Consider the following 26,259-nt stretch of genomic DNA (forward strand, 5'->3'; position numbering starts at 1 on the left):
CAGTAGATTAACCTTTGTCGATAACGGTTTCGCTTTTACGCAGAACCGGACAGTCGGTCAGACCAATAATACCGCTGTCAGAGTGAACGTACTGCACGGTTGTGGTACCGCGAGCGGTCAGATATTTACACTGGAGGCCCAGCCCCGCTGCGTTCTCATTGCTGCCAATCAACATGCCGTAGCCGCTTAATAATACGCCAATCCATAAGATAGCCAGTACTACAATCGTACGAATGATCAATCGCATTGTTGCCTCATAATTTGTATTATCCTCGGCGTTTATTTTGACAGGTACACGAGTTGAAACAAGTCTATGATTCTGAAACTTGCGTTTCGTATTACAGTTAGCCGCGGTTTAAGATGAGCGTGCTATCCTGGCAACATCTGGTATTGATGCGGAGTGTGGAGTGAAAAAATTACGCTGGGTTTTGCTGATTGTTGTCATAGCGGGCTGTTTGTTGCTGTGGACTCAGATGCTTAACGTAATGTGCGATCAGGATGTGCAGTTTTTCAGCGGCATCTGCACCATCAACAAATTCATCCCCTGGTAAGACATTTTTATTACGACTGATTTTCTTCTGCTGCGCGGGTGGTAGAATAAACGCCTTCTCTTTGAGGTGGTGAAATGAGTGAGTTACTAAGTCCTGGGATCGTAAATCTGGCATCGCTGGCGCTTTCCATTGTGCTGTTGCTTGTCGGCCTGTTGTTATGGTTTTTTGTTAATCGCGCAAGTTCGCGCGCTAACGAGCAGATTGCGCTGCTGCAGGCTCTGCTGGATCAGCAAAAGCGCCAAAACGCGCTGCTGCGTCGTCTCTGCGAAGCCAATGAGCCTGAGAAGGAAGAGGTTGCCGAACCTTCAGCCGTTGAGAAGGGGAAGGACGACGACGACTTTATCCGTCTCGTCGCTGAACGGTAGCTGATAAACGGGTGTACACCGCGCTGGTGTACACCTGCCTCATCGCCTTACGCAATAACTTATTCTTATCCTTCCGCGCTTATTGCCACATTTCTTATGTCACTTAATGTGTTAGCGATCGCAATTTTATCCAATAAGCTATGGATTTTTGAGCTATTCAAATAAAATAATAACATCGTGATTTAATTGCATGATGAAAGTGTGTGTCATCGAAATTTCATTATTAAGATGCAATATAAACACTATTTGTCGCGTGGCTAACAGCATTTAATTAACCCTGCATATTCTCGGCCTAAGCCAATTTTCAACTATCAATATGCGCGTTTATGCGCATCGTTATGCAGCTATGCGCACGTAACCCCTCAAAATTGGCAGGGTGCATGCATGGCGGGCTGGACGGAGCGAAGTTGTTGAGCTGTGGTGAAAAAGTTGCAGCTATCATCCATGCATAATCGGATGTTTGCCGCGCGCCCCGGGATTAACAGCGGGCGAGAAAAGGCGCATAAACGTGCAGTTGGTCAAATGATTCCCTTATATTTTGTGCGAAGGATCGAGAGCCGTTTAAAAATGGCTTGCCATTATTAACGTTGTATGTGATAACACCTTTCGGGTTAAACGAGGTACAGTTCTGTTTATGTGTGGCATTTTCAGTAAAGAAGTCCTGAGTAAACACGTTGTCGTTGAATACCGCTTCTCTGCCGAACCTTATATTAGTGCCTCATGCAGTAGTGTGTCAGTTTTATCTATGTAAGCGCCTGCGGGCGAAGAAAACAGTCTAAGGAATTTTGCAAATGGCAAAGATTAAAGGTCAAGTTAAGTGGTTCAACGAGTCTAAAGGTTTTGGCTTTATTACTCCGGCTGATGGCAGCAAAGACGTGTTCGTACACTTCTCCGCTATCCAGGGTAATGGCTTCAAAACTCTGGCTGAAGGCCAGAACGTTGAGTTCGAAATTCAGGACGGCCAGAAAGGTCCGGCAGCAGTTAACGTAACTGCTATCTGATTCAAGACCACTCAGCTTGTAAAGAAAGCCTCGCCTTTGCGGGGCTTTTTAGCGTTTATTGCAAAACATTTCCGATTTCCCCCCTCCGTTGCGCTTTGTTGCAAAACAACACCTTTATTAGCACTGTTTCGCATCCTGTTTTGTCGATTTTCTGTTAAATCAGAGGGTTGCAAAATAATGCTGGAGCTACGGTGCAAAAGAACAAAACTAAGACAGGCGCGAATTTCACCCCGATTCGCTTTGGGCTACTGTGCGCAGCGATCCTCAGCTGCCTTGGGCTGCTTTTAGGCCGGGTGGGATGGCTGCAGATTGTCTCCCCCGATAATCTGGTTAAGCAAGAGGATATGCGTTCGCTGCGCGAAGAGCCTATTGACGTTCAGCGCGGGATGATAAGCGACCGCGAGAATCGCCCGCTGGCGGTCAGCGTACCGGTTAGCGCTATCTGGGCCGACCCGCAAACGATCCTCGAGAAAGGGGGCGTCGGCTATGGTCCGCGCTGGCAGGCGATGGCGGAAGCGCTGCACCTTAACCTGAGCGACCTGGCGAAACGGGTTCAGGCTCATCCCCATATGCGCTTTGTCTATCTGGCGCGCCAGGTTAACCCGGAGCAGGCCGAGTGGATCGATAAGCTGCATCTGCCGGGGATTAACCTGCGCGACGAATCCCGACGCTTTTATCCGGCTGGTCACGTTGCGGCCAACCTGCTTGGTTTTACCAATATCGATAATCAGGGCATTGAAGGGGTTGAAAAAAGCTTCAACGCCCAGCTGACCGGAAAGGCCGGGCGTCGGCTGGTGCGTAAAGATCGCCACGGCCACGTGATTGAAAATATCACCGAGGTGGCGGCGGTTCCGGCGCACAATTTACAGCTGAGTATCGACGAGCGGCTGCAGACGGTCACCGAGGATGCGCTGGATAATGCGGTCAGCTGGAACAAGGCCGAGTCCGGAGCGGCGGTGCTCATTAAGATTGATACCGGCGAAATCCTGTCGATGGCCAGCTATCCGGACTTTAACCCCAATAATCGCGATAACGCCCGGCTGGATGATTTCCGTAATCGCGCCATCAGCGATACCTTTGAGCCAGGCTCGACGGTGAAGCCGCTGGTGCTGATGACGGCGCTGCAGCAGGGGATTGTGCAGCCTGACAGCGTGGTGGATACCCATCCTTTCGTTCTTGACGGTCACCGCATTCGCGATGTCGGCTACTATCCGGAGCTGACCCTCACCGGCATTCTGCAAAAATCCAGCGATGTCGGCGTCTCGCACCTGTCTCTGGCTATGCCGGTCCAGCACCTGATCGACACCTATAAGGCCTTTGGCTTTGGCGACCCGACGGGCCTCGGGCTCACCGGGGAAAGCACGGGGCTGATGCCCCAGCGCCGCTACTGGGGCCAGTTGGATCGCGCGACTTTCTCTTTTGGCTACGGCCTGATGGTCACCCCGCTGCAGCTGGCGCACGTCTACGCCACCATCGGCGGCTTCGGCATCGAGCGGCCGCTGTCGATTACCCGCATCGATCCGCCGGTTATCGGCACGCGAGTGATGCCGGAACAGATCGTTCATGAAGTAGAGCATATGATGGAGAGCGTGGCGTTGCCGGGCGGCGGCGGGACAAAAGCGGCCGTCCGCGACTATCGGATTGCGGTAAAAACCGGGACCGCGAAAAAAATTGGCCCGGACGGCAAGTACATCGATAAATATGTTGCCTATACCGCGGGCGTGGCGCCGGCCAGCAACCCGCAGTTTGCGCTGGTGGTGGTGATCAACGACCCCAGCAACGGCTCCTATTACGGCGGGGCCGTTTCGGCGCCGGTATTTAGCCAGATAATGGGCGACGTCCTGCGTCTCGAAAACGTGATGCCGGACGGAATGCCGGCGGGCTCGGACAATCTTATCGTTATGCATAACGACGAGAGCCTGCCTCCGGCGCTGTAACAGTGGTCTGAAAGAGCGAATAACGCTACACTTTCGCTCTTTCAGCGACACCGGAGTTGTCATGTCTTACAGTTGCCCCCTTTGCCACGCGCCGCTTGAGCGCCGCGAAAATAGCTATATCTGCCCGCAGCGGCACCAGTTTGATTTAGCGAAGGAGGGATACGTTAACCTGCTGCCGGTGCAGTTCAAGCGCTCGCGCGATCCGGGCGACAGTGCGGAAATGATGCAGGCGCGACGCGCCTTTCTCGATGCCGGCCACTACCAGCCGCTGCGTGATGCGATCGGCGAGTTTCTGCAGACCTGTGCGCCCGCCGACCTGCTGGACATCGGCTGCGGCGAGGGTTACTACACCCACGCGTTTGCCGCTATTTCAGCCCGCTGCTGGGGCCTCGACGTCTCTAAATCAGCGGTTCGCGCGGCGGCCAAACGCTATCCGCAGGTGAATTTCTGCGTCGCTTCCAGCCAGCGTCTGCCGTTTGCTGATGCCAGCTTTGATGCGGTGGTGCGGATCTACGCGCCCTGCAACGCGCTCGAGCTGGCGCGGGTGGTCAGACCCGGGGGCTGGGTGGTTACCGCGACGCCGGGTCCGAAGCATCTGCTTGAGCTGAAAGGCCTGATTTACGACGAGGTGCATCTGCACGAGCAGAATACGGAAGAGATGACCGGTTTTTCCCTGCGCCATGAGCAGCAGCTGGCTTATCCCATGACGCTAAGCGGAAGTGAGGCCGAGGCGCTGCTGCAGATGACGCCGTTTGCATGGCGGGCGAAACCGCCGGTGCGTGAGACGCTGCGCCAGCAGGCGCTATTCGGCTGCCAGACCGATTTTATGATCCACTGCTGGCAGCGTGATGCCTGATAGCTAACCGGCGAAGTGGCTCCAGAGAATTTCTGCCCCGATCCCGATCAGCACAATCCCGCCGAGAATTTCAGCCCGTTTGCCAAGCAGCGGGCCGATAAACCGTCCCAGCATAATACCCAGCGTTGACATCACCATCGTCGCGCAGCCAATCGCCAGCGCGGTGGCAATGATGTTCACCTGCAGGAAGGCCAGACCGACGCCAACGGCCATCGCGTCAAGGCTGGTAGCAATGGCGGTGGTGACCAGCAGCCAAAAGCCGTGACGATGGGGCGCTTCGCACTCATCGTCAACGCCGCCGCGAAATCCTTCAATGACCATTCGGCCACCGAGGAAAACCAGCAGCACAAAGGCAATCCAGTGATTCCACTCGAGGACGAACTGGCTGGCAAGCATCCCCATTCCCCAGCCGACAAGCGGGGTCAGCGTTTCAATCGCGCCGAAGATAAGCCCGGTGCGTAACGCTTCGGAAAATTTAGGTTTGTGGAGGGTGGCACCCTTACCGATAGAGGCGGCGAAGGCGTCCATGGACATGCCAAAGGCCAGAAGAATCGTTGCGGATAAGTTCATGAGTGCGTCCTGACCGGGGATATTCCATATGACACATCGCTGCCCCCAGTAAATATACGCAATAACTCTAATGACTATATATTGCGCACCGCAGTGATGTGCCTATGGTCTCGCCTGATTGAATGCGTTCTTCAACCCGTACGTGCCACGTTTTGCAACGAGTATGTTGACACGTACATCTTCTGGCCTGGCGGACAGAAGATCGGCTACTCCCCAACGACGGGCGCAACCTTAACATATTTTGAGAATATAAAACAATAACACGATTTAGATATTTTAATAACCAAATGATAACGATTTTCATTTGAATTTAGGTGTCAAGAATTGGTTAATAAATATCAGTGAAGTGGGCAGAGGGAATATAGCAATGGCTATATATCTCTCTGCCGAAATGGGCTGAAATATAGCGCAGGCTATATTTTTAACTTATTGAGTGGAAACGAGAAGTTTGTATATTTTTTCCAGATCGTCGATATTTCGTACGCGAATAAGCAGGCGTCTTTGCTCTAATTGCATCACCAGCACGCCGTCTTCCGATAAATTCATCTCTTTAATACGCTTATATTCAATCCAGATATTGGCGAAGAAAAAGCCAGCCGGCTTGAAGATGATCTTTGGCGTGCGGATCCAGAACAGGTAGAGTCCCATTAATGCCAGAGCAGATAACAACCAGGTGGTGATGAGCGCGCCGTGGCTAACAATGTTGTTATAAATCAGGATGGCGGTGAGGCCGACGAAGATTATCCCGTCAACGCGGCTGCGGCGGAGCAGGGGAATGGCCAGCAGCTGCGGGCCGTTGCGGCGCGGCATAATAAACTGGTCATAAATCGCAAATGCCAGCAGAAGCAAAATAAACAGCACCAGCACCAGATCCGTGAGAGTCATCCATCCTCCGAACAAAAGCTAAAAAAAAAGCCGGGGGCAGGCCCCCGGCGTACAGCAGGATAATTACAGCCCCAGCAGGCCGATGGCGTAGCCAACGATACCGATGACGAAGAAGCCAACGATGATCCACAGGGCGTTAACTTTCTTACGCAGCAGCCACATACAGGCGAAGGTCAGCAGCAGAGGCACCAGGCCCGGCATCAGCTGGTCAAGGATAGTCTGCACGGTGGTCACGCGAGTCTGGCCATCCTGACCGGTGATGGTGGATACCACCAGCGGGATGTTCACGTGCGTCCACTTGTTAACCAGTGCCCCCATGACAAACAGGCCGAGAATCGATGCCCCCTCGGTCAGTTTCTGCAGGAAGCCGCCGCCCATATCCTTAACGATGTCGATACCTTTACGGTAACCGTACGCGACGCCGTAGTAACGGGTCAGCAGACGTACCGCGTTAAACAGGATAAAGAACAGCAGAGGACCGAGCAGGCTGCCGCTCATCGCGATACCGGCGCCCAGCGCCGCGAATACCGGACGCACGGTACCCCAGAAGATCGGGTCGCCTACGCCTGCCAGCGGACCCATCAGGCCGACTTTGATACCGTTGATGGCACCATCGTCGATCTCCGCGCCGTTAGCACGCTGCTCTTCCATCGCCAGCGTTACGCCGAGAACCGGCGCCGCAACGTAAGGGTGAGTGTTAAAGAACTCAAGGTGACGCTTAATCGCCTGTTTACGCGCATCGTTATTCTCCGGGTACAGGCGACGAATTGCCGGCACCATAGAGAAGCAGAAGCCCAGCGCCTGCATACGTTCGAAGTTCCATGAACCCTGGAACAGGTTAGAACGAATGAACACGCCACGAATATCACTCTGAGTGAGTTTTTTCTCGGTGGTATTTTTAGTCATATCAACCATTTCGCTCACCTGTTAGTCCAGTTCGTTATCGAGATCGTTATTACCAGCAGCCTGCGCTGGCGCACCCGCTACGCGGTTGTATTTCGGGCTAAGCTGGATGTAGAGGATGGCCATTACGGTACCAATCACGCCCAGAGCAACCAGGTTGAAGTTGGTGAACGCAGCGGTAACGAAGCCGAGGTAGAAGAACGGCATCAGATAGCCTGCGCGCATCATGTTGATGACCATCGCGTAACCAACGACCACGATCATGCCACCCGCGATGTTCAGACCGCCGGTGACCACTTCCGGAATGGCGTTCAGCAGGCCCTGGACTTCGCTGGTACCGACGGAGATAGCGACGATAACGGCCGGGATAGCGATACGCATGGCCTGCAGGAACAGAGACGAAACGTGAAGCCAGGAAATGGCCGTCAGGTTTCCGCTCTCCGCCGCTTTATCCGCAGCGTGCTGGAAGGCAACGGTGATCGTACGAACGATAATGGTCAGAACCTGGCCTGCTGCTGCCAGCGGGATAGCCAGCGCGATACCGGCACCAATGCTTTGGTGGCCGGCGATAACCAGCACGGTCGAGATGATGGACGCGAGGGCGGCATCCGGCGCAACGGCGGCGCCGATGTTCATCCAGCCCAGGGCGATCATTTCCAGGGTACCACCGATGATAATACCGGTTTTCATATCCCCGAGAACGGCGCCAATCAGCGTACAGGCCACCAGAGGACGGTGGAACTGAAATTCATCAAGTACCGACTCCATACCCGCAATACACGCGACGATGAACACCAGCACAATCTGAAGAAGGGTAATCTCCATTGTACTTCTCCTGTTGATTAAGTCTTAAGTTGAAAAGTCAGGCGCGAGCGCAGGGTTATTTATTAACCTTGGCGATCAGGTCCATCATTTTCAGTTTCTGGTCGGTGGAAACTTTGCGTGCTTCCAGTTCGATACCGCGGGCGTTCAGCTTCCTGAACGCTTCAATATCTTTCTCATCGACCGAAATCGCGTTGTTCACCTGCGTTTTGCCCTGGCGGAAAGCCATGCCGCCGATGTTAACGGTGGTGATATTCACGCCACCTTCAACAACGCGCTCAACGTCAGTTGGGTTAGTGAACAGCAGCATAATGCGCTCGCCGGCGTATTTGGGGTTGTTGTAGACGCGGATCATTTTAGCCACATCGACAACGTGGGCGGTGACGCCCGGAGGTGCAACCTGAGTCAGCAACGTTTTGCGTACGGTATCGGCGGCGACTTCATCGCTGACGACAATAATACGGGTGACGTTGGTTTCTTTGGTCCAGCGGGTCGCGACCTGTCCGTGGATAAGACGATCGTCGATACGCGCCAGGCCGATAACCATGTAATCGTTTGGACCCATCGGTTTAGCTGGGGTTGCCGCTCGCGGCGCTGCCGCCTGAACGGGAGCCGGAGCCGCTTTTTCTACCGCTTTCGCTTTCAGCGCCTTAACGCCTTCACGACCGGTTTCCACCGCTAACGCCACCAGCTCGTCGAACGACGGATCGTCGTCACGGGCCATCAGCGTTTCAACCAGCATTGGAATGTTAACGCCGGCGATGACTTCGTAGTGTTCTTTATCGACGACAATGCGGCTCGCCGCGTTGAACGGGCTGCCTCCCCACGTATCGACGAGAAACAACGCGCCTTTAGTCGTGTCCAGCTTCGCCAGCTGTGCGTTGTACTTCTCGATCAGCGTTTCGGCGTTTTCACCGGGAACGAAATCAATCCAGCCAACGTTTTCCTGCTCGCCCAACAGCATTTCTGCCGTCTTCAGCAGCTGTTCTGCAGCCCAACCATGTGTGCCTATTACAATAGCAATCGTCACTTGCTACCTCCTTTATTATGGTGAATGCATCATCTGTTGTGATACATCCTGAATCACTCTTGCGAACAAAATCGATTCAGTAAGGGTGTAAGATCTAAAATAATCACTACAGCGAATTATTTTAGATAGTGAAAAAATAATTAATGTGATGAAGATCCGTTAATCACGCATCTACGAATAATAATTTCGCGGCGCAAAAAATAGCCTTAGCTATTGCAAAAACAGGTAAATTTTTTTCCAATCCGCTTCTGTTTTTTGCTATGTTTAGCTTCCGTTTAACTACTCAGGAGTATAGGGCATAAGCCCGCTGTATGGACCCTCATCGACGTCTTTTCACCCTTTGGCACCTTTCTGCCACCGCTACCTGCTACGCTTTTTTACCAGCAACAATTGTCTCGCCTGTGCATGACATAGCGATGACTGCGTCCGTCGTTAACTGGAGCAACTCATGGAATTCTTAATGGATCCCTCTATTTGGGTCGGCCTGTTGACGCTGGTCGTCCTCGAGATCGTGCTCGGTATCGACAACCTGGTATTTATCGCCATCCTTGCGGATAAACTGCCGCCAAAGCAGCGTGATAAAGCACGCCTGATTGGCCTGTCGCTGGCGCTGTTCATGCGTCTGGGGCTGCTGTCGGTTATTTCGTGGATGGTGACCTTAACCAAACCGCTGTTTAGCATCGCTGATTTTTCCTTCTCCGGGCGCGATCTTATTATGCTGCTGGGGGGGATATTCCTGCTGTTCAAGGCGACGACCGAGCTGCACGAGCGGCTGGAAAACCGCCAGCACGATGCCGGTCATGGGAAAGGTTACGCCAGCTTCTGGGTGGTGGTGCTGCAGATTGTCGTGCTTGATGCCGTGTTCTCGCTGGATGCGGTGATTACCGCCGTGGGCATGGTGAACCATCTCCCGGTGATGATGGCGGCGGTGGTGATTGCGATGATGGTAATGCTGCTGGCCTCGAAGCCGCTGACCCGCTTCGTGAACCAGCATCCGACGGTGGTGGTGCTGTGCCTTAGCTTCCTGCTGATGATTGGCCTGAGCCTGGTGGCTGAAGGCTTTGGTTTCCATATACCGAAAGGCTACCTGTACGCCGCGATTGGCTTCTCGATAACCATCGAGTTCTTCAACCAGGTGGCGCGCCGTAACTTTATCCGCCATCAGTCGACGCTGCCGCTGCGCGCGCGAACCGCCGATGCGATCCTGCGCCTGATGGGCAGCCGCAAGCAGAATCAGGTCACGCACGATGGCGACATGCCTTCTGCGATACCGGTGCCGGAAGGCGAGTTTGCCGAGGAAGAGCGCTACATGATTAACGGCGTGCTGACGCTTGCCCAGCGCTCGCTGCGCGGCATCATGACGCCGCGCGGTGAAATCAGCTGGGTTGACGCTGAGCAGAGCGAAGACGAGATTCGCCGCCAGCTGCTCTCTTCTCCGCACAGCTTGTTCCCGGTGTGCCGGGGCGAGCTGGATGAGATCATCGGCATCGTTCGTGCCAAAGAGATGCTGGTGGCCCTGGAGGCCGGTGAGAACGTGGCGGCGCTCGCTTCGGCGTCGCCGGCGATTGTGGTTCCGGAAACCCTGGACCCGATCAATCTGCTGGGCGTTCTGCGCCGGGCCCGCGGCAGCTTCGTCATTGTCACCAACGAATTTGGCGTGGTGCAGGGGCTGGTGACGCCGCTGGACGTGCTGGAGGCGATTGCCGGCGAGTTCCCGGATGCCGATGAGACGCCGGAGATCGTTGCCGATGGCGACGGCTGGCTGATCAAAGGCTCGACCGATCTCCACGCGCTGCAGCAGACGCTGGGGCTGGATGATATCGTCAACGAAGAAGAGGATATTGCGACGGTTGCCGGGCTGGTTATCGCCGTCAACGGCCATATCCCGCGCACCGGCGACGTCGTTGAGCTGGCGCCGCTGCAGTTCACTATCGTTGAGGCTAACAGCTATCGTGTCGACCTGGTCCGCGTCGTCAAAACGCGCCACGAGCACGACGAAGAAGAGTAATCCCGCCGACCTGCCGGCCTCCGTAAGGGGCCGGCAGGCTATTCGCTATCCTTTTCCCCCACCGTCGCCAGGCTGTGCATCGCCAGCCATTGCGGGAATTCGTTTATCGGCATCGGCCGGGCGTAGCGAAACCCCTGCAGGATATCGACGCCCTGGTCACGCAAATACTCCGCCTGCTCTTGCGTTTCAACGCCTTCCGCGATAGTGACAATTTCCAGGCGATGCGCGAGGGCAATAATCATATCCGTTACCGTCGAATTTACGCTGTCGATGCCGATAGCGCTGGTGAAGGACTTATCAATTTTTAAGATATCGGGGCGCAGTTTTTTCAGCCATGACAGCGAGCTGTTGCCGGTACCGAAATCATCGATTGCCAGCTGCACGCCTTTGTAATGCAGGTGTTCGGCCATATGACGATCGCCATCCTGCAGCACGTCGCGCTCCGTCAGCTCCACCACCAGCTGCTGGATGGGATGAGCGCTAAACCAGTAGTGATGCAGATCGCGCAGCAGCTCGCCGTTAGCAAAGTGGCGGGCGGCGACGTTGATCGAAATATGGAAGCGCTTGTCCTGGGGGAAGAGGTTGAGCTGGCGCGCGGTCTCCGCGATGACGTAGCGGGTGAGGGGAACGATAAGATTGTAGCCCTCGGCAATGGGAATAAAAACGTCGGGGGAAATTTTCCCGCGACGCGGATTGTTCCAGCGCAGCAGGATCTCGACTCCGCAGCATCTTTGGCTGCGCGCATCCTCCAGCGGCTGGCACCAAAGCTCGAACTCGCGAGAAGCGATCCCGAGGCTGATTTCACGGGAGAAGCTGAGCCTGCCGGCGGTGGTTAGCCAGGCAATGCCGGTCATCAACAGCGTAAGGATCAGCGCCAGCGGCAGCTCGGCGGGCAGGTCGTTGAGGGCGATGGCCGAGGCGCCCGGGCCGCTGACGTTGATGGTAAAGGGAAACTGCGAAGAGCTCTGGCGATAGATAATGCGCTCGCCGGGAATGGCGTCGCGGTCCACCAGGCCGAGGCCGTAAATAAAGCTTTTATCTCCCACCTGCAGCCCAATACCGGTAATCAGCGGTGATTTCGCGTTGAGAATTAACTCCCCCAGCAGCTCAATGTTAATCATCAGCATGACGCCGTCGGCGCCGCTGAGAGAGACCGGATACCAGCGAATTAATACCGGCGAGCCGACCAGCAGCGACCCGTCGGTGGAGAAGGCCAGAAGAGGGCGGTTGCTCGGCAGCATGGGCTGCCGCTGATGAAGGTTAATATTACGTTCGCCATAAATACTGGAGCAGTAAAGAATATCGGATTTCACCAGCGCGATGGTGCGTACCGTCTGCAGCGAGGCCGCCAGCTTGCGTAAAGGCAGGTGAATATCCCGACACGGCTGGCCGACGAAACTGAGCATCGAGGCGTGGTGGCTCTCAAGCGGGAGAAGAATTTTATCCATGGCCAGCACCATCTGGTCGGTGACGGTCTGGATCCGCTGCTGATTTAGGCTACGCTGCGAAATAAATCGGATAACCAGCGTGGTTGTTAGCGTTAATAACGCAACAATCAAACAGACGGTAATACGTTTGCGGCGGTATGTCGTGATGACCTTATGTGCAGTCTGCATGCGCGACACCCTGTCGACTCTGAGTAACCTTCAGAATATCAATCGTCAGAGAGTAAGTGTAGTGGATGTAAATGAATAGCAGAAGAAAAATGCGCCGGTTAGGGCGCATTTCGTTTGAGATGGTTTAGTCACACTGTACTTTGATGGCCAGACCGCCGCGGGAGGTCTCGCGATATTTGGCGTTCATGTCCTTGCCGGTTTCGTACATCGTCTCGATAACTTTATCGAGGGAGACGCGCGGTTCGCTGGTGCGGCGCATCGCCATACGCGCGGCGTTAATCGCTTTAACCGATGCGATAGCGTTGCGTTCGATGCACGGCACCTGGACCTGGCCGGCGACGGGATCGCAGGTAAGGCCAAGATTGTGCTCCATGCCGATCTCTGCCGCCACGCACACCTGCTCCGGGCTGGCGCCAAGCAGCTCCGCAAGACCGGCGGCGGCCATCGAGCACGCCACGCCAACCTCGCCCTGACAGCCCACTTCCGCGCCTGAAATAGAGGCATTCATCTTGTACAGCGCGCCCACGGCGCCGGAGGCCATAAAGTAGCGAATGTAGATATCAGGGCTGACCGATTCAATAAAGTGGTCGTAGTAGGCCAGCACCGCGGGCACAATCCCGCAGGCGCCGTTGGTCGGGGCCGTAACCACGCGGCCGCCGGCGGCGTTCTCTTCGTTGACGGCGAGGGCAAACATGTTCACCCAGTCAATGACGTTCATCGGGTCGCTGGAGAGCTTATCGCTGGCCACCAGCAGGCGGCGCAGCGCCGAGGCGCGACGCGGTACGCGCAGCGGCCCTGGCAGTACTCCTTCGGTATTCATGCCGCGATCGATACAGGCGCGCATGGTCTGCCAGACGTTGGCAAAATAGTCTTCGATCTCTTTTTTGTCGTGCAGCGCCAGTTCGTTCTGCATCACCATTCCGGAGAGCGACAGTCCGGTCTCTTTGCAATAGCCAAGCATCTCCTGCGCCGATTTAAACGGGTAAGGTACGCTGAGCTCGCCCGCATTTTCTTTGCCGAAATGCTCTTCGTCGACGATAAAACCGCCGCCGATGGAGTAGTAAGTTTTGCTGTAGATTTCTTTGTCGCCGGCCCAGGCATGAATCGTCATCCCGTTCTCGTGCAGCGGCAGGTTGTCGCTGCGAAAACGCATGCCGTCATCCTGCGGGAAATCGACTTCCTGCTGCCCTTGCGCCAGCAGCAGGCGTCCGCGCGCTTCTATGTCGCGAATAAATGCCGGAATCGCGTCAATGTCGACCGTATCGGGCTGATTGCCCGCCAGCCCCATGATAATGGCGATGTCCGTGTGGTGGCCTTTGCCGGTTAATGAGAGCGAGCCGTAGACGTCAACCGCCACGCGCGTCACGTCATTAAGTAGTCCCTTTTCGACCAGGTCATCGACGAACTGTTTACCGGCCTTCATCGGCCCTACAGTATGGGAAGATGAGGGACCAATCCCCACCTTGAACATGTCGAATATACTAATCACCATAACACTCCAGTACAGGGTTGCCGCGGCTGCGGCAACGATGTGATAACTGCGCATAGTGTAAGAGGGAACCGTAGCATCAGCTTAACTATTCACATGAATTAAACTAATGGATAACCATGAATTTACTAATGCTGAGAGCGCCGTCATATTTAAGTATATACCCTGAGTAACGGGCCCGACGGGGGAGCCGCAAGAGGGGGGCGCAAAGGGCGGTGCGGGGGAGTTCGGCGAGCGAACGCAGCCGCAAGGAGGGCTGCGCAAAGTCGATTAAGGCGTCAGGGCTTGACGCCGATTTGCAGGGCCAGCTCGCGGATAATCCCCGCGGTCATTCCCCAGACAAAATAATGCTGATACCAGGAAAGCCAGACCCGATGCGAGTTCCCGCGGCGATGGATATCCAGAGGGTGATAGCGGCCCAGGCGCAGCGCTTCGGCCAGCGGCATTTCAAAGACCGCCGCCACCTCATCCTGGCTGGCGTGATAGCGCAGGTTAGGCGGAATGATCCCCACCACCGGGGTGACCTGAAAGCCGGTCACGCTATCCACCGGCGGCAGAACGCCGATGATTTCCACCTGTTCAGGGGGAATAGCCACCTCTTCCTGCGCCTCGCGGAGCGCGGCGGCAATCAGCGACGCGTCGCTGTTATCGACCGCTCCGCCCGGGAAGGCCACCTGGCCGGCGTGCTTACGCATCCGCGGCGAACGCTGGGTAAGCAGCAGCCCCGGCTGCGGGCGACGGACAATCGGTACCAGCACCGCGGCCTGGCGCTGATTGAGGGCGCCTTGCGAAGGCTGCGGGCGCAGTAATTGAAAGCGCGAAAGAAAGTCGTCCAGCTCAAGGGCGCTATCCGCCATATCTTAACTCTCCAGTTGGTGCAGAATGCGGTTAACTTTATCAAAGGTTTCCTGGTATTCAGCGTCTTCTTCGCTATCCGCGACAATCCCGCCGCCCGCAGAGCAGTATAGCTGCCCCTGCCACGCCGTCAGCGTGCGGATCGTAATGCTGGTGTCCATATTCCCGCACAGGCTGAGATAGCCGATGCTGCCGCACCACGCGTTGCGCCGCTGCGGCTCCAGGCTATCGATAATTTGCATCGCGCGCACCTTGGGGGCGCCGGTAATGGAGCCGCCGGGAAACGCCGCGCGCAGCAGGTCGCTGGCGTGAAGATGGGCCGGTAGCCTGGCGGTAATGGTGCTGACCAGATGGTGGACCGCCGGGAACGGCTCAACGACGAAGAGCTCGGGTACGCGAACGCTGCCGGGCTCGGCAACCCGGCCAATATCGTTGCGCATCAAATCGACGATCATCAAATTTTCAGCGCGATCCTTCGGCGAGTTAGCCAGCCTTTCTGCCTGGCGGGCGTCCTGCTGCGGATCGGCCAGCCGCGGTAGGGTGCCTTTAATCGGCCGGGTCTGGATTTCACCCTGATGGAGCCGGATAAAACGCTCCGGAGAGAGGCTCAGCACCGCGCCGTCCTCGAGGCGAATAAAGGCGCTGAACGGGGCTCTGTTAGCGCGGTTAAGCTGACAAAATGCCTGCCACTCGTCGCCCTGATAGCGGGCCTGGAAGCGCTGGGCCAGGTTGACCTGGTAGCAGTCACCGCTCTGCAGCCACGCCTGTACCTGGCGAAATTTCTCACCGTACTGCTCGCGGCTCATGTTAGAGCGCCAGGCCGAGGTCAGGCTAAAAGGGGCCGCCGCTGGGGCAGCTTGTGCCGTCAGCCAGCGCAGGCGCGCGTGGGGATCGTCGTAGCTCAGCAGAGAGACCTCACGCTGCTGGTGATCGACGATCAGCGCCCAGTCGTAAATACCGACCGCCATATCCGGCAGGGCAATATCCGCGTCGGCATGAGACGGCAGCTTTTCGAAGCGGCGCCCCAGATCGTAGCCGAACAGCCCCAGCGCGCCGCCAAGGAACGGCAGGTGCGGATGGGCCTGCGGCGCGAGTCCACACTGCGCCAGCTGCTGCGCCACTATTGTTAGCGGATCGTCAGTCGAAGTCGTCAACGTTTGGCCGTCGTTCACCGTGGTGATACCGCCGCGGGTCGTCAGGGTTGCGCGCGGCTCGGCGACGATAATATCAAAACGGTTGTGCGGATGATCGGCAAAGCCTGAGTGCAGCAGCATCGCCCAGGGCGCTGCGCTTATTGGCGCAAAGTAGCGCTCGGCGGCATCCGAATGCCAGGGCAGGGTAATAATAGCGGGGGACAACATCTTCCTCGATCCTGATCGTTACCGCCCGCTGGCTAATAAGGGGACGGCGTGAAATAATTACGCCCCACAATGTAGCAGGAGTCAGTTATGTTTGCAGGTTTACCTTCGCTGAGCCACGAGCAGCAGCAAAAAGCAGTAGAGCGTATCCAGGAGCTGATGTCGCAGGGGATGAGCAGCGGTGAGGCGATTCGCCTGGTGGCCAACGAACTGCGCGCCACGCATACCGGGGACCGGATCGTAGCGCGCTTTGAAGATGATGAAGACGATGAGTAAGTAAATAGCGTCTTTGATATATCAGCAGGGGAGCCCGTTCCCTGACAGTCCCCCCTTCAGGCCGATGATTACCGGCGAAAAAAGTTAAACGCGCCCTCCGTTACCGGAAGGCGGCGGGTCAAATAATCGCATCTGGCAGCAGGCCGGGATCTTCATGCAGCGTCACGTGGGTCACGCGCTCACCACGCCAGAAGTTCAACTGAGTACCGAGGGGCGTGTGATGTACGCTCACTTCGGTCAGCGGTGACGTTTTCGCCAGATCCCAAACACAACAAAAACGCGCCTGCGGTAGATGGTTGCGTAATACCAGATAGCTGAGGTCGTCGATCGCCGGATTATCGGGAGCCAGCCCTTGCCACAGTTCACCGTCACCGGCTAGCCAGAGGGCAAAGGTGTCGTTCTCGCGGGCAAAGTGGCGCGGCTGACAGCCGTGAAGTGGCGTCACGGTTGAGTCCCGCATATTACGCAGCGGCCCTTTGAGCGAAAAGGGTTGCGGCATGCCGCTTTGGTCGAGCGCCTTCGCGGCCAGATGCAGCGTCCAGTCGAGCTGCTGACGATGCGGGTTTTCCACCGTTGACAGGTCAATCAGCACATCCTCCAGCCACAGCAGGCGACGGCGAAAGCGCACTTCGCGCCATGCCTCGACATCCCATTCTACCCGCGTATGGCTGTTAAGCGTTGGCGGCGGCTTCTTCCAGTTAACTTCTGCGTCTATCCAGTGATAATCATCGCCCATATGCCAGCCTAAGACCTCGGTGTTGGCAGGCGGCTGATTGGTCTGGTTGACGGACAGCGTGTTGTGGGTGGCGCTGTTTTTGTAATAATCGTAGTGCATTTTCGCACCGTAGCCCGTGGTGCCGAGATCCGGGAGTAACCAGCCGTTGCGTTGCCACAGCATCAGACTCAGCCGATCGTAGTGATCGTGCTCGCCGCCCCAGGGGCTGTGTTTGATCAACACCGCCAACTGCTGCTGCGGGCGTCGCCACAGCGTCAGCCCGGCGCCCGGAGCAAAGATCGAGCGTTGCGGGATCGGATTGATTGCGGTTTCAGGCAGCGCCCGGTCGCGCCACAGCAGCGTCTCCCGCCAATCCGCGTCATCTTCAGTCAACTGCAGGACCGACGCGTAGAGCGGGTCATGCCAGATAAACCAGGCAAATTCGTACAGATCGCGGTGATACAGCTTCTCTTGTCCGGCGAGGCAATCGTTCAGTCGTGGGAAGGTACCGTCAGGGAGCACAAGCGAGAGTGGGAAACTGAGCATTCGTGGATACCACGGGCCATCAAGCAGGCTCCAGCGGGTGCCACGCGCCAGCTTCTCAAAGGCAAAGAACCCCTGCAGCGCGTAGTAGTGGTAGTGAATCGAACCTTCAAACCATAAACCTTCAGCCAGTAATCCATGCTCGAGCTGCCAGCGCAGGCCGTAGGGCTGATTTACGGCAAAATCCAGCAGGCGCTCATCTTCCAGCACAAACCCCAGCACCCCGAGCGCCGCGCTGATTTTCACTTCATGGTTATGGATTTGTGGGCTGCGATGCGCGCACAGAAACGTTGCCGCGCAGCGCAGCAGGGTCTCGCCAATGTGCTGCTGCTCATCGGGCGGTAAGCTGTCGCGAATAAAATCATATCCTAGCGCCATATCCAGAATGCAGTTGGCTTCGCACAGCGTCTGGGCATTCATTTTGCCAGGACCATTGTGCGGGATATCGCCATGGACTTTATAGTCGGGATAAACATCCGCATAGCCCATTAGCAGCGTGCGGACTTTGTCGCGGTACGGCGTTTCCCCGGTCAGACGCCAGAGCAGCCCCAGCTGCTGGCAGGCGCTGGCGTTGCGACCGTTCATTTCACGCCACCATGCGCCGTCCCAGGGCTCACCGCTGAATGTTTCGCCATCCACCGGGCAAGCGTGCTGGTGGGGAGAGTCCGCCAGCCACGTCAGCCGCACCCCATGGTGCGGACAAAAGTAGTAAAGATTCCAGCTGGCTATCCCGGTTTGCGGGATGCGAACGGCGGCTTCAAGTATCGGTTGTGCATCCTTCACGAGCCGTTCAATCTGCTCGACATTACCGGCTGCACGTCTGGCGATGTCGGGCCATAGCCCAGAAAATTGTTTCATTATTGGTTATCCCTGACCTCGGTTGACGCAGGAAGCGGGGCGATGAGCGTGGTGATATCGTCAGGATATTTCGCTCTCAGCCAGCGCGCTTTCTCGCTAAATAGCGGATTGTTCGGCCATGCGTGGGCGGCGCTCGCAATGTTGCGTAGCGCTTTTTTATCGTCCATTTTGTCGAGGTCTTTCCACGGCCACGGCGTACCGCTGTTAATAAAGCCAGCCACATATTGATAGCCTTTTTGCAGGCTATGGTCGTCGAGGGTAAAGTTCCAGATATCGACACCGGCTTTTTCGCCCAGACGTCCCAGACGGTTATAGGCTTCGAGGTTGAAGTTGCTGTAGTGCCACGGACGGGTGCGCTCAAGCTCAGCCATCTGGCGGCCTTGCATATCAAACTGCCCGGCGATACGGCGCAATTGAGTGATGTACAGGCGCTTTTTCGCTTCTTCGATTTTGCCGCTGAACAGCGCAAAGGTGGCGGCTTGCATATCAAAATAAGTGCCGTGATTGTTGTGCCAGTTCTCTTCTTCAAAGCCGTTCTGGCTGGTGGTCATCCAGTGATAAAACTCGCCGAACCACTGTTTAAGCGCCGTTACGTCCGTTTCACTCAGCGCGCTGGATGATTGCAGCAGGGCGATGGCATCAACCACCTCAACCAGCGCCCGGCTATCGATAATGCCAATGCCACGTCCGGTATTAATCCCGGGGATGGCCTGCGCGTATTGCAGGTTCGGGGTCATGCGGGTATTGGCGTCGAGGAACCAGCTTGTAATCTGTTGAACGGCCTTCTGCGCGTAGCGTTCATCCTGAGAGAAATACCATGCCAGCGCCAGCGTCGAGACATCGTTGCTCATTTTCACCAGGCGATTTTTATCAGTGGCATTACTGTTTGCGTCCGGGTTAGTTTGCCCATCTTTGCGGATGTACGGCAGACCGTCTTTGGTCTCCGGGTTTGGCCACCAGTACGGCGGAAAGCTGTAGTAATCGTGCTTATTGCCGCTGGCGGCGACCAGCGTTTTATCCATCACCGAAAGCAGCGGATGTTTAAGCGCCAGATCCGCCTTGTTGAACAGCGCGCTTGCTGCCTGCACGAACAGCGGGTCTTTAGCCGCTATCTGCTGGCGGCTATAGGCTAAATCTTTACCGTCAAGGGTATAGGGTTCAGCGGCATACAGGGATGCACTGACGCTACAACAGAGAAGCGTAATGCCTAATATTCCTCGGCGAGGTATTGAATACATAGTAATAACCCTTCTTCAAATATGAGAAAAGATAACAAGAGAATTATGCCTGTTGCGTATTTCCATGACGCAAAAGGTAGGCGGATTAATTAAAAAATAATGCTTTGATGAATAGCATGGCGTGCAGTGTAAAAGACAAAGTGATTTTTTTTGTGATGTTCATCATGATTGTTGTGGCGGATGAAAAATGACTCATTTAATGCGGTGTAGTTCACGGTTTTCGCTGTTTTTCAATTTTTATTGATAAATTTAACAAAATAAATAAGTTTATAACTGATTGATTTTTAAATATTAAGTTTTTATGTCACTTTTTATGTCACTCTTTTATGTGATCTGATTCAACTTTTAAGTTTTTGAAATGCGATTTCTTTTTTGTGCGGTTGTATTGAGAAATACATTTCTATTTAATGTTTGGAAATACTTTTTTATGCATATTGAATTAATGCCGCGATGTTAATCGCGCTCACAGAAAAACAGCTGTTGCGAATTTAATTACCGTTGTGCCCTACAATAAAGGATATGCAATCATGTCTGCGAATAAATTACGTTCATTATTACTTGTTACTGCTCTGGGCGTTGGCGTCGGGCAAAGCTACGCCGCCACGACCCTTAACGTGTGGATCCGTGCAAGCAATGACTCCAAAAATATCTATAAACAAGAGGCTGAAAAGTTCGAAGAGAATACCGGCATTAAAATTGAGTATTTCAACGCCACGACTGATTTTGAACAGCGCCTGGCGAGGGCGACGGCGGGCAACGCCTTACCGGACCTGATTTTTAACGATGCGGCATCGCTGGGACAGTTTATTCAACTGGGCATTGCGGAAGAGATCGACCCCTCAGGCATTAAGGGGGGTGACCAGCTGTATCAGACGGCCTGGAACAGTACCCGCTATATCGACGGCAAATACTATGGCGTTCCAACATCCGCGCAAACCTTCGCGCTATTTGTGCGTAAGGACTGGCGCGAGAAATTAGGCCTGCCGCAGCCGAAAAGTTGGGATGATATTCAAACGCTGGCCAAAGCCTTTACCACCCAGGACCCGGACGGGAACGGCAAAAACGACACTTACGGATTTGTTGTTCCGGCGTCCACGACCCGTGGCTATGCCAGCTGGTTTATGAGCAGCTTTATCTGGCAGGCGGGCGGTGATTTTGTCAAAGAGAATAACGGCAAGTTCAGCGCCTCGCTGCAAACCCCGCAAGTCGCGCAGGCGTTGACGTTTATGCGTACCATGATGTGTGAAAAAGTCACCCAGCCGGGGGCGATTAACGCCACCACCGCCGACGTTATCCCATCGTTCCGTTCCGGACAAAGCGGCATGTTCTTTAGCGGCCCATACCACATCGCGCTGTTTGATAAAGACCCGGGCAAAGACAACTTTGAGGTCTTGCCGGTGGTGGGGCCAAAAGGGGAAGCGACTCTGGCTGAAGGGACCTCCGTCTTTATGATGAAAAGCAGCAAGCAAAAAGAGGCGGCGCGTAAATTTATCGAATTTATGATTTCGACCGAAGGCCAGGAAATTGGCATGGGTAAAGGCAGCAAGCACATTCCGGTGGTGCGCCTGCCGGTAAATAAAAATGTCGATGTCAAAGCAGTCTATCAGGACCCGCGCTGGGAAACCTTCGCTCGGCTCTACAACGAGCAGGGCCGTTACGTACCGCAAATTCCGAACTGGACGCCGGTTCGTCAGGTGGCTGCCGATGGCTTTAACCGTATTTTCGCCGATTGCAACAGCGATATTGCCGCTGAGCTGAAAGCGATAGATGGCAAGGTCGACGCCGAGTTGCAAAAGCAAAATGTGCTGGCTAAGTGAGGGAGTAAGTTATGACGCTGCATGAGACGAAGTCTTCGCCGCTAAAGCAAACCGCTTCGCCTGACGCCACCGGATGGTTGACGCCAAAGCGCAAGCGGGCGCTGATTCCGTGGCTGTTTTTAGCCCCGGCGCTGATTATTTTTAGCTGGTTTAAGTTCATCCCGATGATTCAGGGGCTAGTGATGAGCTTTTACAAGGTTAACTTTAACCAGCCGGACGAGTGGGTGGGATTGGCGAACTTTACCCGCGCTTTCGCCGACGTTGAGCTACATGCGGCAGTGGTGAATACCCTGCTGTACGTGGTGGTGACCATGTTTGCCGCCGCAATCCTGGCGTTTTTCCTCGCCATGCTGCTTGAAGGGCCAGCGCGCCACCTGCGATTTATTCGCACCGCCATCTTTTTACCGGCAGTGACCAGCGCGGCAATTGTCGCCGAAATGTGGCGCATCCTGTTTAACCCTACGCCAAACGGGGTGGTAAACCATATTCTGAGCTGGTTTGGCGTAGCCGATCAGGGTTTCCTTGCCAGCTCCGATCAGGCGCTGGGGGTTATCATGTTGCTGCATATCTGGAAAGCAGTGCCCTACAACATGGTGATTTTTATTGCCGGGCTGGCGGGCATCAGCCGCGATCTGTACGACGCCTCGAACGTTGACGGCGCAAACTGGTGGAACCGTCTGCGTTACGTCACCTTGCCCGGAATGATCCCGGCGCTGTCGGTGGTGCTGATGCTCTCCTTTATTCGTGGTTTCCGTGTCTTTGCGGAAGTGTACGCCACCACCGGCGGCGGGCCTTCTAACGCCACGGAAATGGTCATGACCCACATCTATAAACTGGGTTTTGAGCAGTTCGACTATGGCTACGCCTCGGCGGTGTCGTTCCTGCTGTTCACCTTTACGGTGATCTTAACCATCTGTCATTTAACGCTAAAAAAACGTATTGCACGTTACTAAGGAGCCGTGATGTTAAGTAAACGTTGGGATACCGCAGGACGCTGGTGCATTTACGCGCTGTTGTTGATTGTTTTTGTCGGCCCGTTCTGGGGCATCGTCGCCACCGCGTTCAGCGGCGCGCCGGTCAAGCCGGGCGAACTGTTGGCCTGGCCGCATCAGTTCTCCTTCGATAACTTTATCTTCGCCTGGATGGATATCGGCGTCTGGCAGTACCTGCTGAACTCAGTGCTGGTGGTGTTCTTCGGCACAGTTTTGCAGGTCTCGGTGAGCGCGCTGGCGGCCTACGCGCTGGCACGCAAAAAGTTTCGCGGCGTGGCGCTGGTCAGTCTGGTGATTTTGTCCACCATGATGCTGCCGGAAGAGGTTATCGCCATTCCGCTGTACATGATTATTAACTGGCGGCTGCCGTTTATCGATGCGTCGCTCTACAACAGCTACCTCGGGATGATTCTGCCGGTGGTGGGCTGGGCATTCTCCATCTTTGTGCTGACCGAGTTTATGTCGGCCATTCCGAAAGAGCTGGAAGAGGCGGCACGCATCGACGGCGCTAACGAATGGCAAATCTTCTTCCATGTGATCCTCCCGCTGGTGAAACCGGCGCTCGGCACGGTAGTGACCTTTGGCTTCATCATGATTTGGGACCAGTACCTGCTGCCGCTGATTGTGGTTAACCAGGACAGCCTGAACACCATTCCGGTGATCCTCGGTACGCTGCGTACCGATGAGAGCATCACACCGAACATTTTTATCGCCATTACGCTACTGGCGATGCTGCCAAGCATCATCGTCTATCTGGGTCTGCAAAAACATTTCAACCGCGGGATTATGTCCGGCGCGGTCAAAGGATAAGGAGTTACCTATGGGATCTGTTGTATTGAATAGCGTGCGGAAGTCTTATGGTGATGCGCACGTCATTAAAGACGTGTCGCTGACTATCCCGGACGGTGAGTTCTGCGTCCTTGTCGGGCCAAGCGGCTGCGGCAAATCGACCCTGCTGCGCATGATTGCCGGGCTGGAAGAGATATCCGCTGGTGAAGTGCATATTAATGAACGCAACGTCACCGATGTGGAACCGAAGCGGCGTGATATCGCGATGGTGTTCCAGAGCTACGCGCTGTATCCGCAGATGACGGTGCGCGAAAACATGGGCTTTGCGCTGAAAATGTCGCGGTTGCCGAGGGCGGAAATCAACCAGAAGGTTAACGATGCGGCGGCGCTGTTGGGGCTGGAACCGCTGCTTGAGCGTTTGCCAAAAGATCTCTCCGGCGGTCAACGCCAACGTGTGGCGATGGGACGCGCCATTGTACGTAAGCCGCAGGTATTCTTGTTTGATGAACCGTTATCAAACCTCGATGCCAAGCTGCGTACCCAGGTGCGCGGTGAAATCCGCGAGCTGCATCGTCGGTTGAAAACCACCTCGGTATACGTGACGCACGACCAGATTGAAGCCATGACCATGGGGCAAATGATCGTCGTGCTGCGCGACGGGCGAATCGAGCAGGCGGGCACCCCGCTGGCGCTGTACGACCAGCCGGCGAACCTGTTTGTCGCCGGTTTTATCGGCTCACCGGAGATCAACCAGCTGCAGGGCGAAGTGGTGCTTAACGGCAACATCGCCGCTCTGCGTCTGAAGGACGGTTCGCTGCTGGCGCTGCCTGCGGGATCGCGGGTGCAAAACGGGCAGCAGGTGGTCTACGCTATTCGCCCGGAGCAGGTCAACGTGGTGCACGAAGCGCGCGACGACGCGCTGGCGGCAAAGGTCACGGCGGTGGAGAATACCGGCTCGGATATGCAGCTGTTCTGCGATACCGGCGGCGGGGCATTCACTTCGGTGTTCAAACAGCGTCTGGCGGTCAAGGAGGGCGATAATATCTGGCTGCAGCCGAAGCTTTCCGGCGTGCATCTGTTTGATGCGCAAAGCGGCCTGCGCATCGCCTGTGCGGAGGATGAATAAGGTGGCGATGAAGCTGTACACCCTTGATGAAAGCTGTCTTGAGAATGCCCGCGCGGGACTAAAGCAGCCATTTTCTCCACTCCAGCAGGCGCTCGGGAAACTGGTGACGGAAGCGGACTTGCTGCGCCGCGAGCCGCCGGAAAGCGTGGTGCATAAAAAACTTCGTCCGGCGAGCGGCGACGCCCATGATTACTACAGTCTTGGTACCTACTGGTGGCCTAATCCGCGGCGGCCCAGCGGGCTGCCCTATATTCGCCGCGACGGGCATATCAATCCGCAGTGCGAAAATAACGACACCGACACCACGCGCATTATCCGCATGTGCGAACGTTGCCTGACGCTGGGGCTGGCCTGGTATTTCACCGGCCAGCGACAGTACGCGCAGGCCGCCGCGCAGCAGATCCGCTGCTGGTTTCTTGATGCGGATACGCGGATGAACCCGCATCTGAACTACGGTCAGGCGATCCCGGGGATTGTCTCCGGTCGCGGTACCGGGCTTATCGACACGCGCCTGCTATGGATGGTGGTTGACACCATCGGACTGATTAATGCGGCAAGCGTGCTGGATACGGATGATATCATCGGCCTGCACCAGTGGTTCCGCGACTTCAACCATTGGATGTATTACAGCGAAATAGGCCATTCTGAGTATGTCTGGCACAACAACCACGGCACCTGGTATGACGCCCAGCGTGCGGTGAACGCGCTGTTCTATGGCGATAAAGGCCTGGTGGCGCGGATAATCGAGCAGGGCATTACCCAACGGATGGCGGCGCAAATCGACCAGGACGGCAAGCAGACGATGGAACTGGAGCGCACCATTCCGTTTCACTATTCGCTGTTTAACCTGGAAGCGCATCTGCTGCTTAACCGCTACGCTGAACACGTCGAGTTCGATCGCTGGAATACAGTCCGCGACGGGCGAGGGGTGAAGCAGGGGATTGATTATCTGGTGCCGTTTATCCGTGAGCCGGACCTGTGGCCGTATAGCGACTTGCAGGGAATTGTCTGGGATAGCGCGCTAAGAGTGTTATTGCAGTCGGCGCGTGGATATCCACAGCAGTTGACAACCTATCGCGAAGCCCTGAAGTGCTTGCCTTCGGAGACGTTACCGTTAAAAGAGCAGTTGATGTGGTGCCCGGCCAGATAGGGCAGGCACCTTTCCGGGCGAGGCGCTTGCGCCGACCCCGGAAAGGCTCAGCGTAAAAGTGCTTACACCGCGGCGATAATTTTAATTTCGACCTTGTATTCTGCTTTCATCAGCGCGGCCTGCACGGTGCAGCGAACCGGCGCGTGACCGGCAACAACCCAGGCGTCCCAGGCTCTGTTCATCGCGGCAAAATCGCTTTTGTCCGCAAGGAAAATGGTGGCGTCGAGAATACGCGACTTGTTGCTGCCCTGTTTCTCAAGCACCGCGTCAATCTGCGCCAGGGTGTTGGCGGTTTGCTCTTCAGCGCCGGCGTCGAGATTTGCCGGCACGCCGGTGTAGTACAGGGTCTGGTTGTGGATCACCACATCAGACCAGCGGGCTTCCGCATCGATACGCGTAATAGTCATTTCAGTTTCCTCTCAATCCAATGAATTTCAGGCGGCGTTGCCGGTAGAACCGGCGCGGGAACCGCCCGAAAGACGACGGGTATGTCCGTTTGACGGGGGCAA

General features: G+C 55.6%; 25 protein-coding genes, 1 pseudogene and 1 riboswitch. Of the genes and pseudogenes, 13 read left to right on the top strand and 13 right to left on the bottom strand.

Going from position 1 to position 26,259, the window contains the following annotated elements:
• Positions 1 to 7: 7 nt before the first annotated feature.
• On the bottom strand, positions 8 to 247 hold the full coding sequence (locus tag MMW58_RS11190; RefSeq protein WP_041146202.1) for a YobH family protein: 240 nt from the start codon (positions 245 to 247) through the stop codon (positions 8 to 10).
• A 160-nt stretch (positions 248 to 407) separates the two neighbouring features.
• Between MMW58_RS11190 and mgrB the strand changes: the two genes are divergently transcribed.
• The 6 genes and pseudogenes from mgrB to rlmA all read left to right on the top strand — a co-directional run bounded on the left by mgrB (position 408) and on the right by rlmA (position 4,710).
• Positions 408 to 551, top strand: coding sequence for a PhoP/PhoQ regulatory lipoprotein MgrB (gene mgrB / locus MMW58_RS11195; protein ID WP_041146201.1), 144 nt, complete (start codon positions 408 to 410; stop codon positions 549 to 551).
• A 74-nt stretch (positions 552 to 625) separates the two neighbouring features.
• Positions 626 to 916: a YebO family protein gene (locus MMW58_RS11200; protein WP_045859168.1), complete on the top strand. Its 291-nt coding sequence runs from the start codon at positions 626 to 628 to the stop codon at positions 914 to 916.
• Positions 917 to 1,550: 634 nt separating this feature from the next.
• Positions 1,551 to 1,695: pseudogene (locus tag MMW58_RS11205) on the top strand (DUF2627 domain-containing protein).
• Between the two features lie 12 nt (positions 1,696 to 1,707).
• The gene (gene cspE, locus MMW58_RS11210; protein ID WP_001062678.1) at positions 1,708 to 1,917 is read left to right on the top strand and encodes a transcription antiterminator/RNA stability regulator CspE; all 210 of its coding nucleotides are present in this window, start codon (positions 1,708 to 1,710) and stop codon (positions 1,915 to 1,917) included.
• Between the two features lie 191 nt (positions 1,918 to 2,108).
• Positions 2,109 to 3,854, top strand: coding sequence for a peptidoglycan glycosyltransferase FtsI (gene ftsI, locus MMW58_RS11215; protein WP_132511958.1), 1,746 nt, complete (start codon positions 2,109 to 2,111; stop codon positions 3,852 to 3,854).
• A 61-nt stretch (positions 3,855 to 3,915) separates the two neighbouring features.
• The gene (gene rlmA / locus MMW58_RS11220) at positions 3,916 to 4,710 is read left to right on the top strand and encodes a 23S rRNA (guanine(745)-N(1))-methyltransferase (protein ID WP_133598476.1); all 795 of its coding nucleotides are present in this window, start codon (positions 3,916 to 3,918) and stop codon (positions 4,708 to 4,710) included.
• 3 nt (positions 4,711 to 4,713) lie between these two features.
• Here the strand turns inward: rlmA and mntP are convergent, their stop codons facing one another.
• The 5 genes from mntP to manX form a co-directional block, all read right to left on the bottom strand.
• Complete coding sequence (gene mntP, locus MMW58_RS11225) at positions 4,714 to 5,280, bottom strand: manganese efflux pump MntP (RefSeq protein WP_133598474.1); 567 nt, start codon at positions 5,278 to 5,280, stop codon at positions 4,714 to 4,716.
• Between the two features lie 116 nt (positions 5,281 to 5,396).
• A riboswitch (yybP-ykoY riboswitch) is annotated at positions 5,397 to 5,507 on the bottom strand.
• A 199-nt stretch (positions 5,508 to 5,706) separates the two neighbouring features.
• Positions 5,707 to 6,165, bottom strand: coding sequence for a DUF986 family protein (locus MMW58_RS11230; RefSeq protein WP_123709091.1), 459 nt, complete (start codon positions 6,163 to 6,165; stop codon positions 5,707 to 5,709).
• Between the two features lie 63 nt (positions 6,166 to 6,228).
• A complete protein-coding gene (locus tag MMW58_RS11235; protein WP_041146195.1) occupies positions 6,229 to 7,080 on the bottom strand; it encodes a PTS mannose transporter subunit IID in 852 nt (283 codons plus the stop codon).
• Positions 7,081 to 7,092: 12 nt separating this feature from the next.
• Positions 7,093 to 7,893: a PTS mannose/fructose/sorbose transporter subunit IIC gene (locus MMW58_RS11240; RefSeq protein ID WP_045859157.1), complete on the bottom strand. Its 801-nt coding sequence runs from the start codon at positions 7,891 to 7,893 to the stop codon at positions 7,093 to 7,095.
• Positions 7,894 to 7,948: 55 nt separating this feature from the next.
• Positions 7,949 to 8,920, bottom strand: a complete 972-nt coding sequence (gene manX / locus MMW58_RS11245; RefSeq protein ID WP_045859155.1) for a PTS mannose transporter subunit IIAB — start codon at positions 8,918 to 8,920, stop codon at positions 7,949 to 7,951.
• A gap of 448 nt (positions 8,921 to 9,368) precedes the next feature.
• Between manX and yoaE the strand changes: the two genes are divergently transcribed.
• Complete coding sequence (gene yoaE / locus MMW58_RS11250) at positions 9,369 to 10,928, top strand: TerC family protein (protein ID WP_241723368.1); 1,560 nt, start codon at positions 9,369 to 9,371, stop codon at positions 10,926 to 10,928.
• Between the two features lie 38 nt (positions 10,929 to 10,966).
• Here the strand turns inward: yoaE and MMW58_RS11255 are convergent, their stop codons facing one another.
• The 4 genes from MMW58_RS11255 to pabB form a co-directional block, all read right to left on the bottom strand.
• Positions 10,967 to 12,544, bottom strand: a complete 1,578-nt coding sequence (locus MMW58_RS11255) for an EAL domain-containing protein (protein WP_159235717.1) — start codon at positions 12,542 to 12,544, stop codon at positions 10,967 to 10,969.
• Positions 12,545 to 12,668: 124 nt separating this feature from the next.
• Positions 12,669 to 14,033, bottom strand: a complete 1,365-nt coding sequence (sdaA, locus tag MMW58_RS11260; protein WP_241723716.1) for an L-serine ammonia-lyase — start codon at positions 14,031 to 14,033, stop codon at positions 12,669 to 12,671.
• A gap of 278 nt (positions 14,034 to 14,311) precedes the next feature.
• Positions 14,312 to 14,890: a CoA pyrophosphatase gene (locus tag MMW58_RS11265; protein ID WP_133598466.1), complete on the bottom strand. Its 579-nt coding sequence runs from the start codon at positions 14,888 to 14,890 to the stop codon at positions 14,312 to 14,314.
• A 3-nt stretch (positions 14,891 to 14,893) separates the two neighbouring features.
• A complete protein-coding gene (gene pabB, locus MMW58_RS11270) occupies positions 14,894 to 16,249 on the bottom strand; it encodes an aminodeoxychorismate synthase component 1 (protein WP_241723370.1) in 1,356 nt (451 codons plus the stop codon).
• Between the two features lie 87 nt (positions 16,250 to 16,336).
• On the opposite strand from pabB, the gene MMW58_RS11275 reads away from it, so the two are divergent.
• Entirely contained in the window at positions 16,337 to 16,522 is a 186-nt protein-coding gene (locus tag MMW58_RS11275) for a YoaH family protein (protein WP_133598462.1), read from the top strand.
• A 118-nt stretch (positions 16,523 to 16,640) separates the two neighbouring features.
• Here the strand turns inward: MMW58_RS11275 and MMW58_RS11280 are convergent, their stop codons facing one another.
• Positions 16,641 to 18,638 carry a heparinase II/III domain-containing protein gene (locus MMW58_RS11280; protein WP_241723372.1) on the bottom strand — a complete coding sequence of 666 codons (1,998 nt, stop codon included), beginning with the start codon at positions 18,636 to 18,638 and terminating at the stop codon, positions 16,641 to 16,643.
• Entirely contained in the window at positions 18,638 to 19,876 is a 1,239-nt protein-coding gene (locus MMW58_RS11285) for an alginate lyase family protein (protein ID WP_241723373.1), read from the bottom strand. The genes MMW58_RS11280 and MMW58_RS11285 overlap by 1 nt, the downstream gene beginning before the upstream one ends.
• Before the next feature lie 527 nt (positions 19,877 to 20,403).
• Between MMW58_RS11285 and MMW58_RS11290 the strand changes: the two genes are divergently transcribed.
• The 5 genes from MMW58_RS11290 to MMW58_RS11310 are packed head-to-tail and all read left to right on the top strand — an operon-like array spanning position 20,404 to position 25,750.
• Positions 20,404 to 21,693 (top strand): ABC transporter substrate-binding protein, encoded by a 1,290-nt coding sequence (locus tag MMW58_RS11290; RefSeq protein ID WP_241723375.1) that lies wholly within the window; start codon positions 20,404 to 20,406, stop codon positions 21,691 to 21,693.
• Positions 21,694 to 21,704: 11 nt separating this feature from the next.
• Entirely contained in the window at positions 21,705 to 22,646 is a 942-nt protein-coding gene (locus MMW58_RS11295) for a carbohydrate ABC transporter permease (protein WP_241723377.1), read from the top strand.
• Between the two features lie 9 nt (positions 22,647 to 22,655).
• Positions 22,656 to 23,495 (top strand): carbohydrate ABC transporter permease, encoded by an 840-nt coding sequence (locus tag MMW58_RS11300; protein WP_133598455.1) that lies wholly within the window; start codon positions 22,656 to 22,658, stop codon positions 23,493 to 23,495.
• A 10-nt stretch (positions 23,496 to 23,505) separates the two neighbouring features.
• Positions 23,506 to 24,600, top strand: coding sequence for an ABC transporter ATP-binding protein (locus MMW58_RS11305; protein WP_241723380.1), 1,095 nt, complete (start codon positions 23,506 to 23,508; stop codon positions 24,598 to 24,600).
• A 7-nt stretch (positions 24,601 to 24,607) separates the two neighbouring features.
• Entirely contained in the window at positions 24,608 to 25,750 is a 1,143-nt protein-coding gene (locus MMW58_RS11310) for an alginate lyase family protein (RefSeq protein ID WP_241723717.1), read from the top strand.
• Between the two features lie 62 nt (positions 25,751 to 25,812).
• On the opposite strand, the gene MMW58_RS11315 is transcribed toward MMW58_RS11310, so the two are convergent.
• Positions 25,813 to 26,157: a RidA family protein gene (locus MMW58_RS11315; protein WP_041146187.1), complete on the bottom strand. Its 345-nt coding sequence runs from the start codon at positions 26,155 to 26,157 to the stop codon at positions 25,813 to 25,815.
• Between the last annotated feature and the right edge of the window lie 102 nt (positions 26,158 to 26,259).

Source organism: Klebsiella sp. HC6 (assembly GCF_022605325.1).
GTDB classification, from domain to species: Bacteria; Pseudomonadota; Gammaproteobacteria; order Enterobacterales; family Enterobacteriaceae; genus Klebsiella; species Klebsiella terrigena.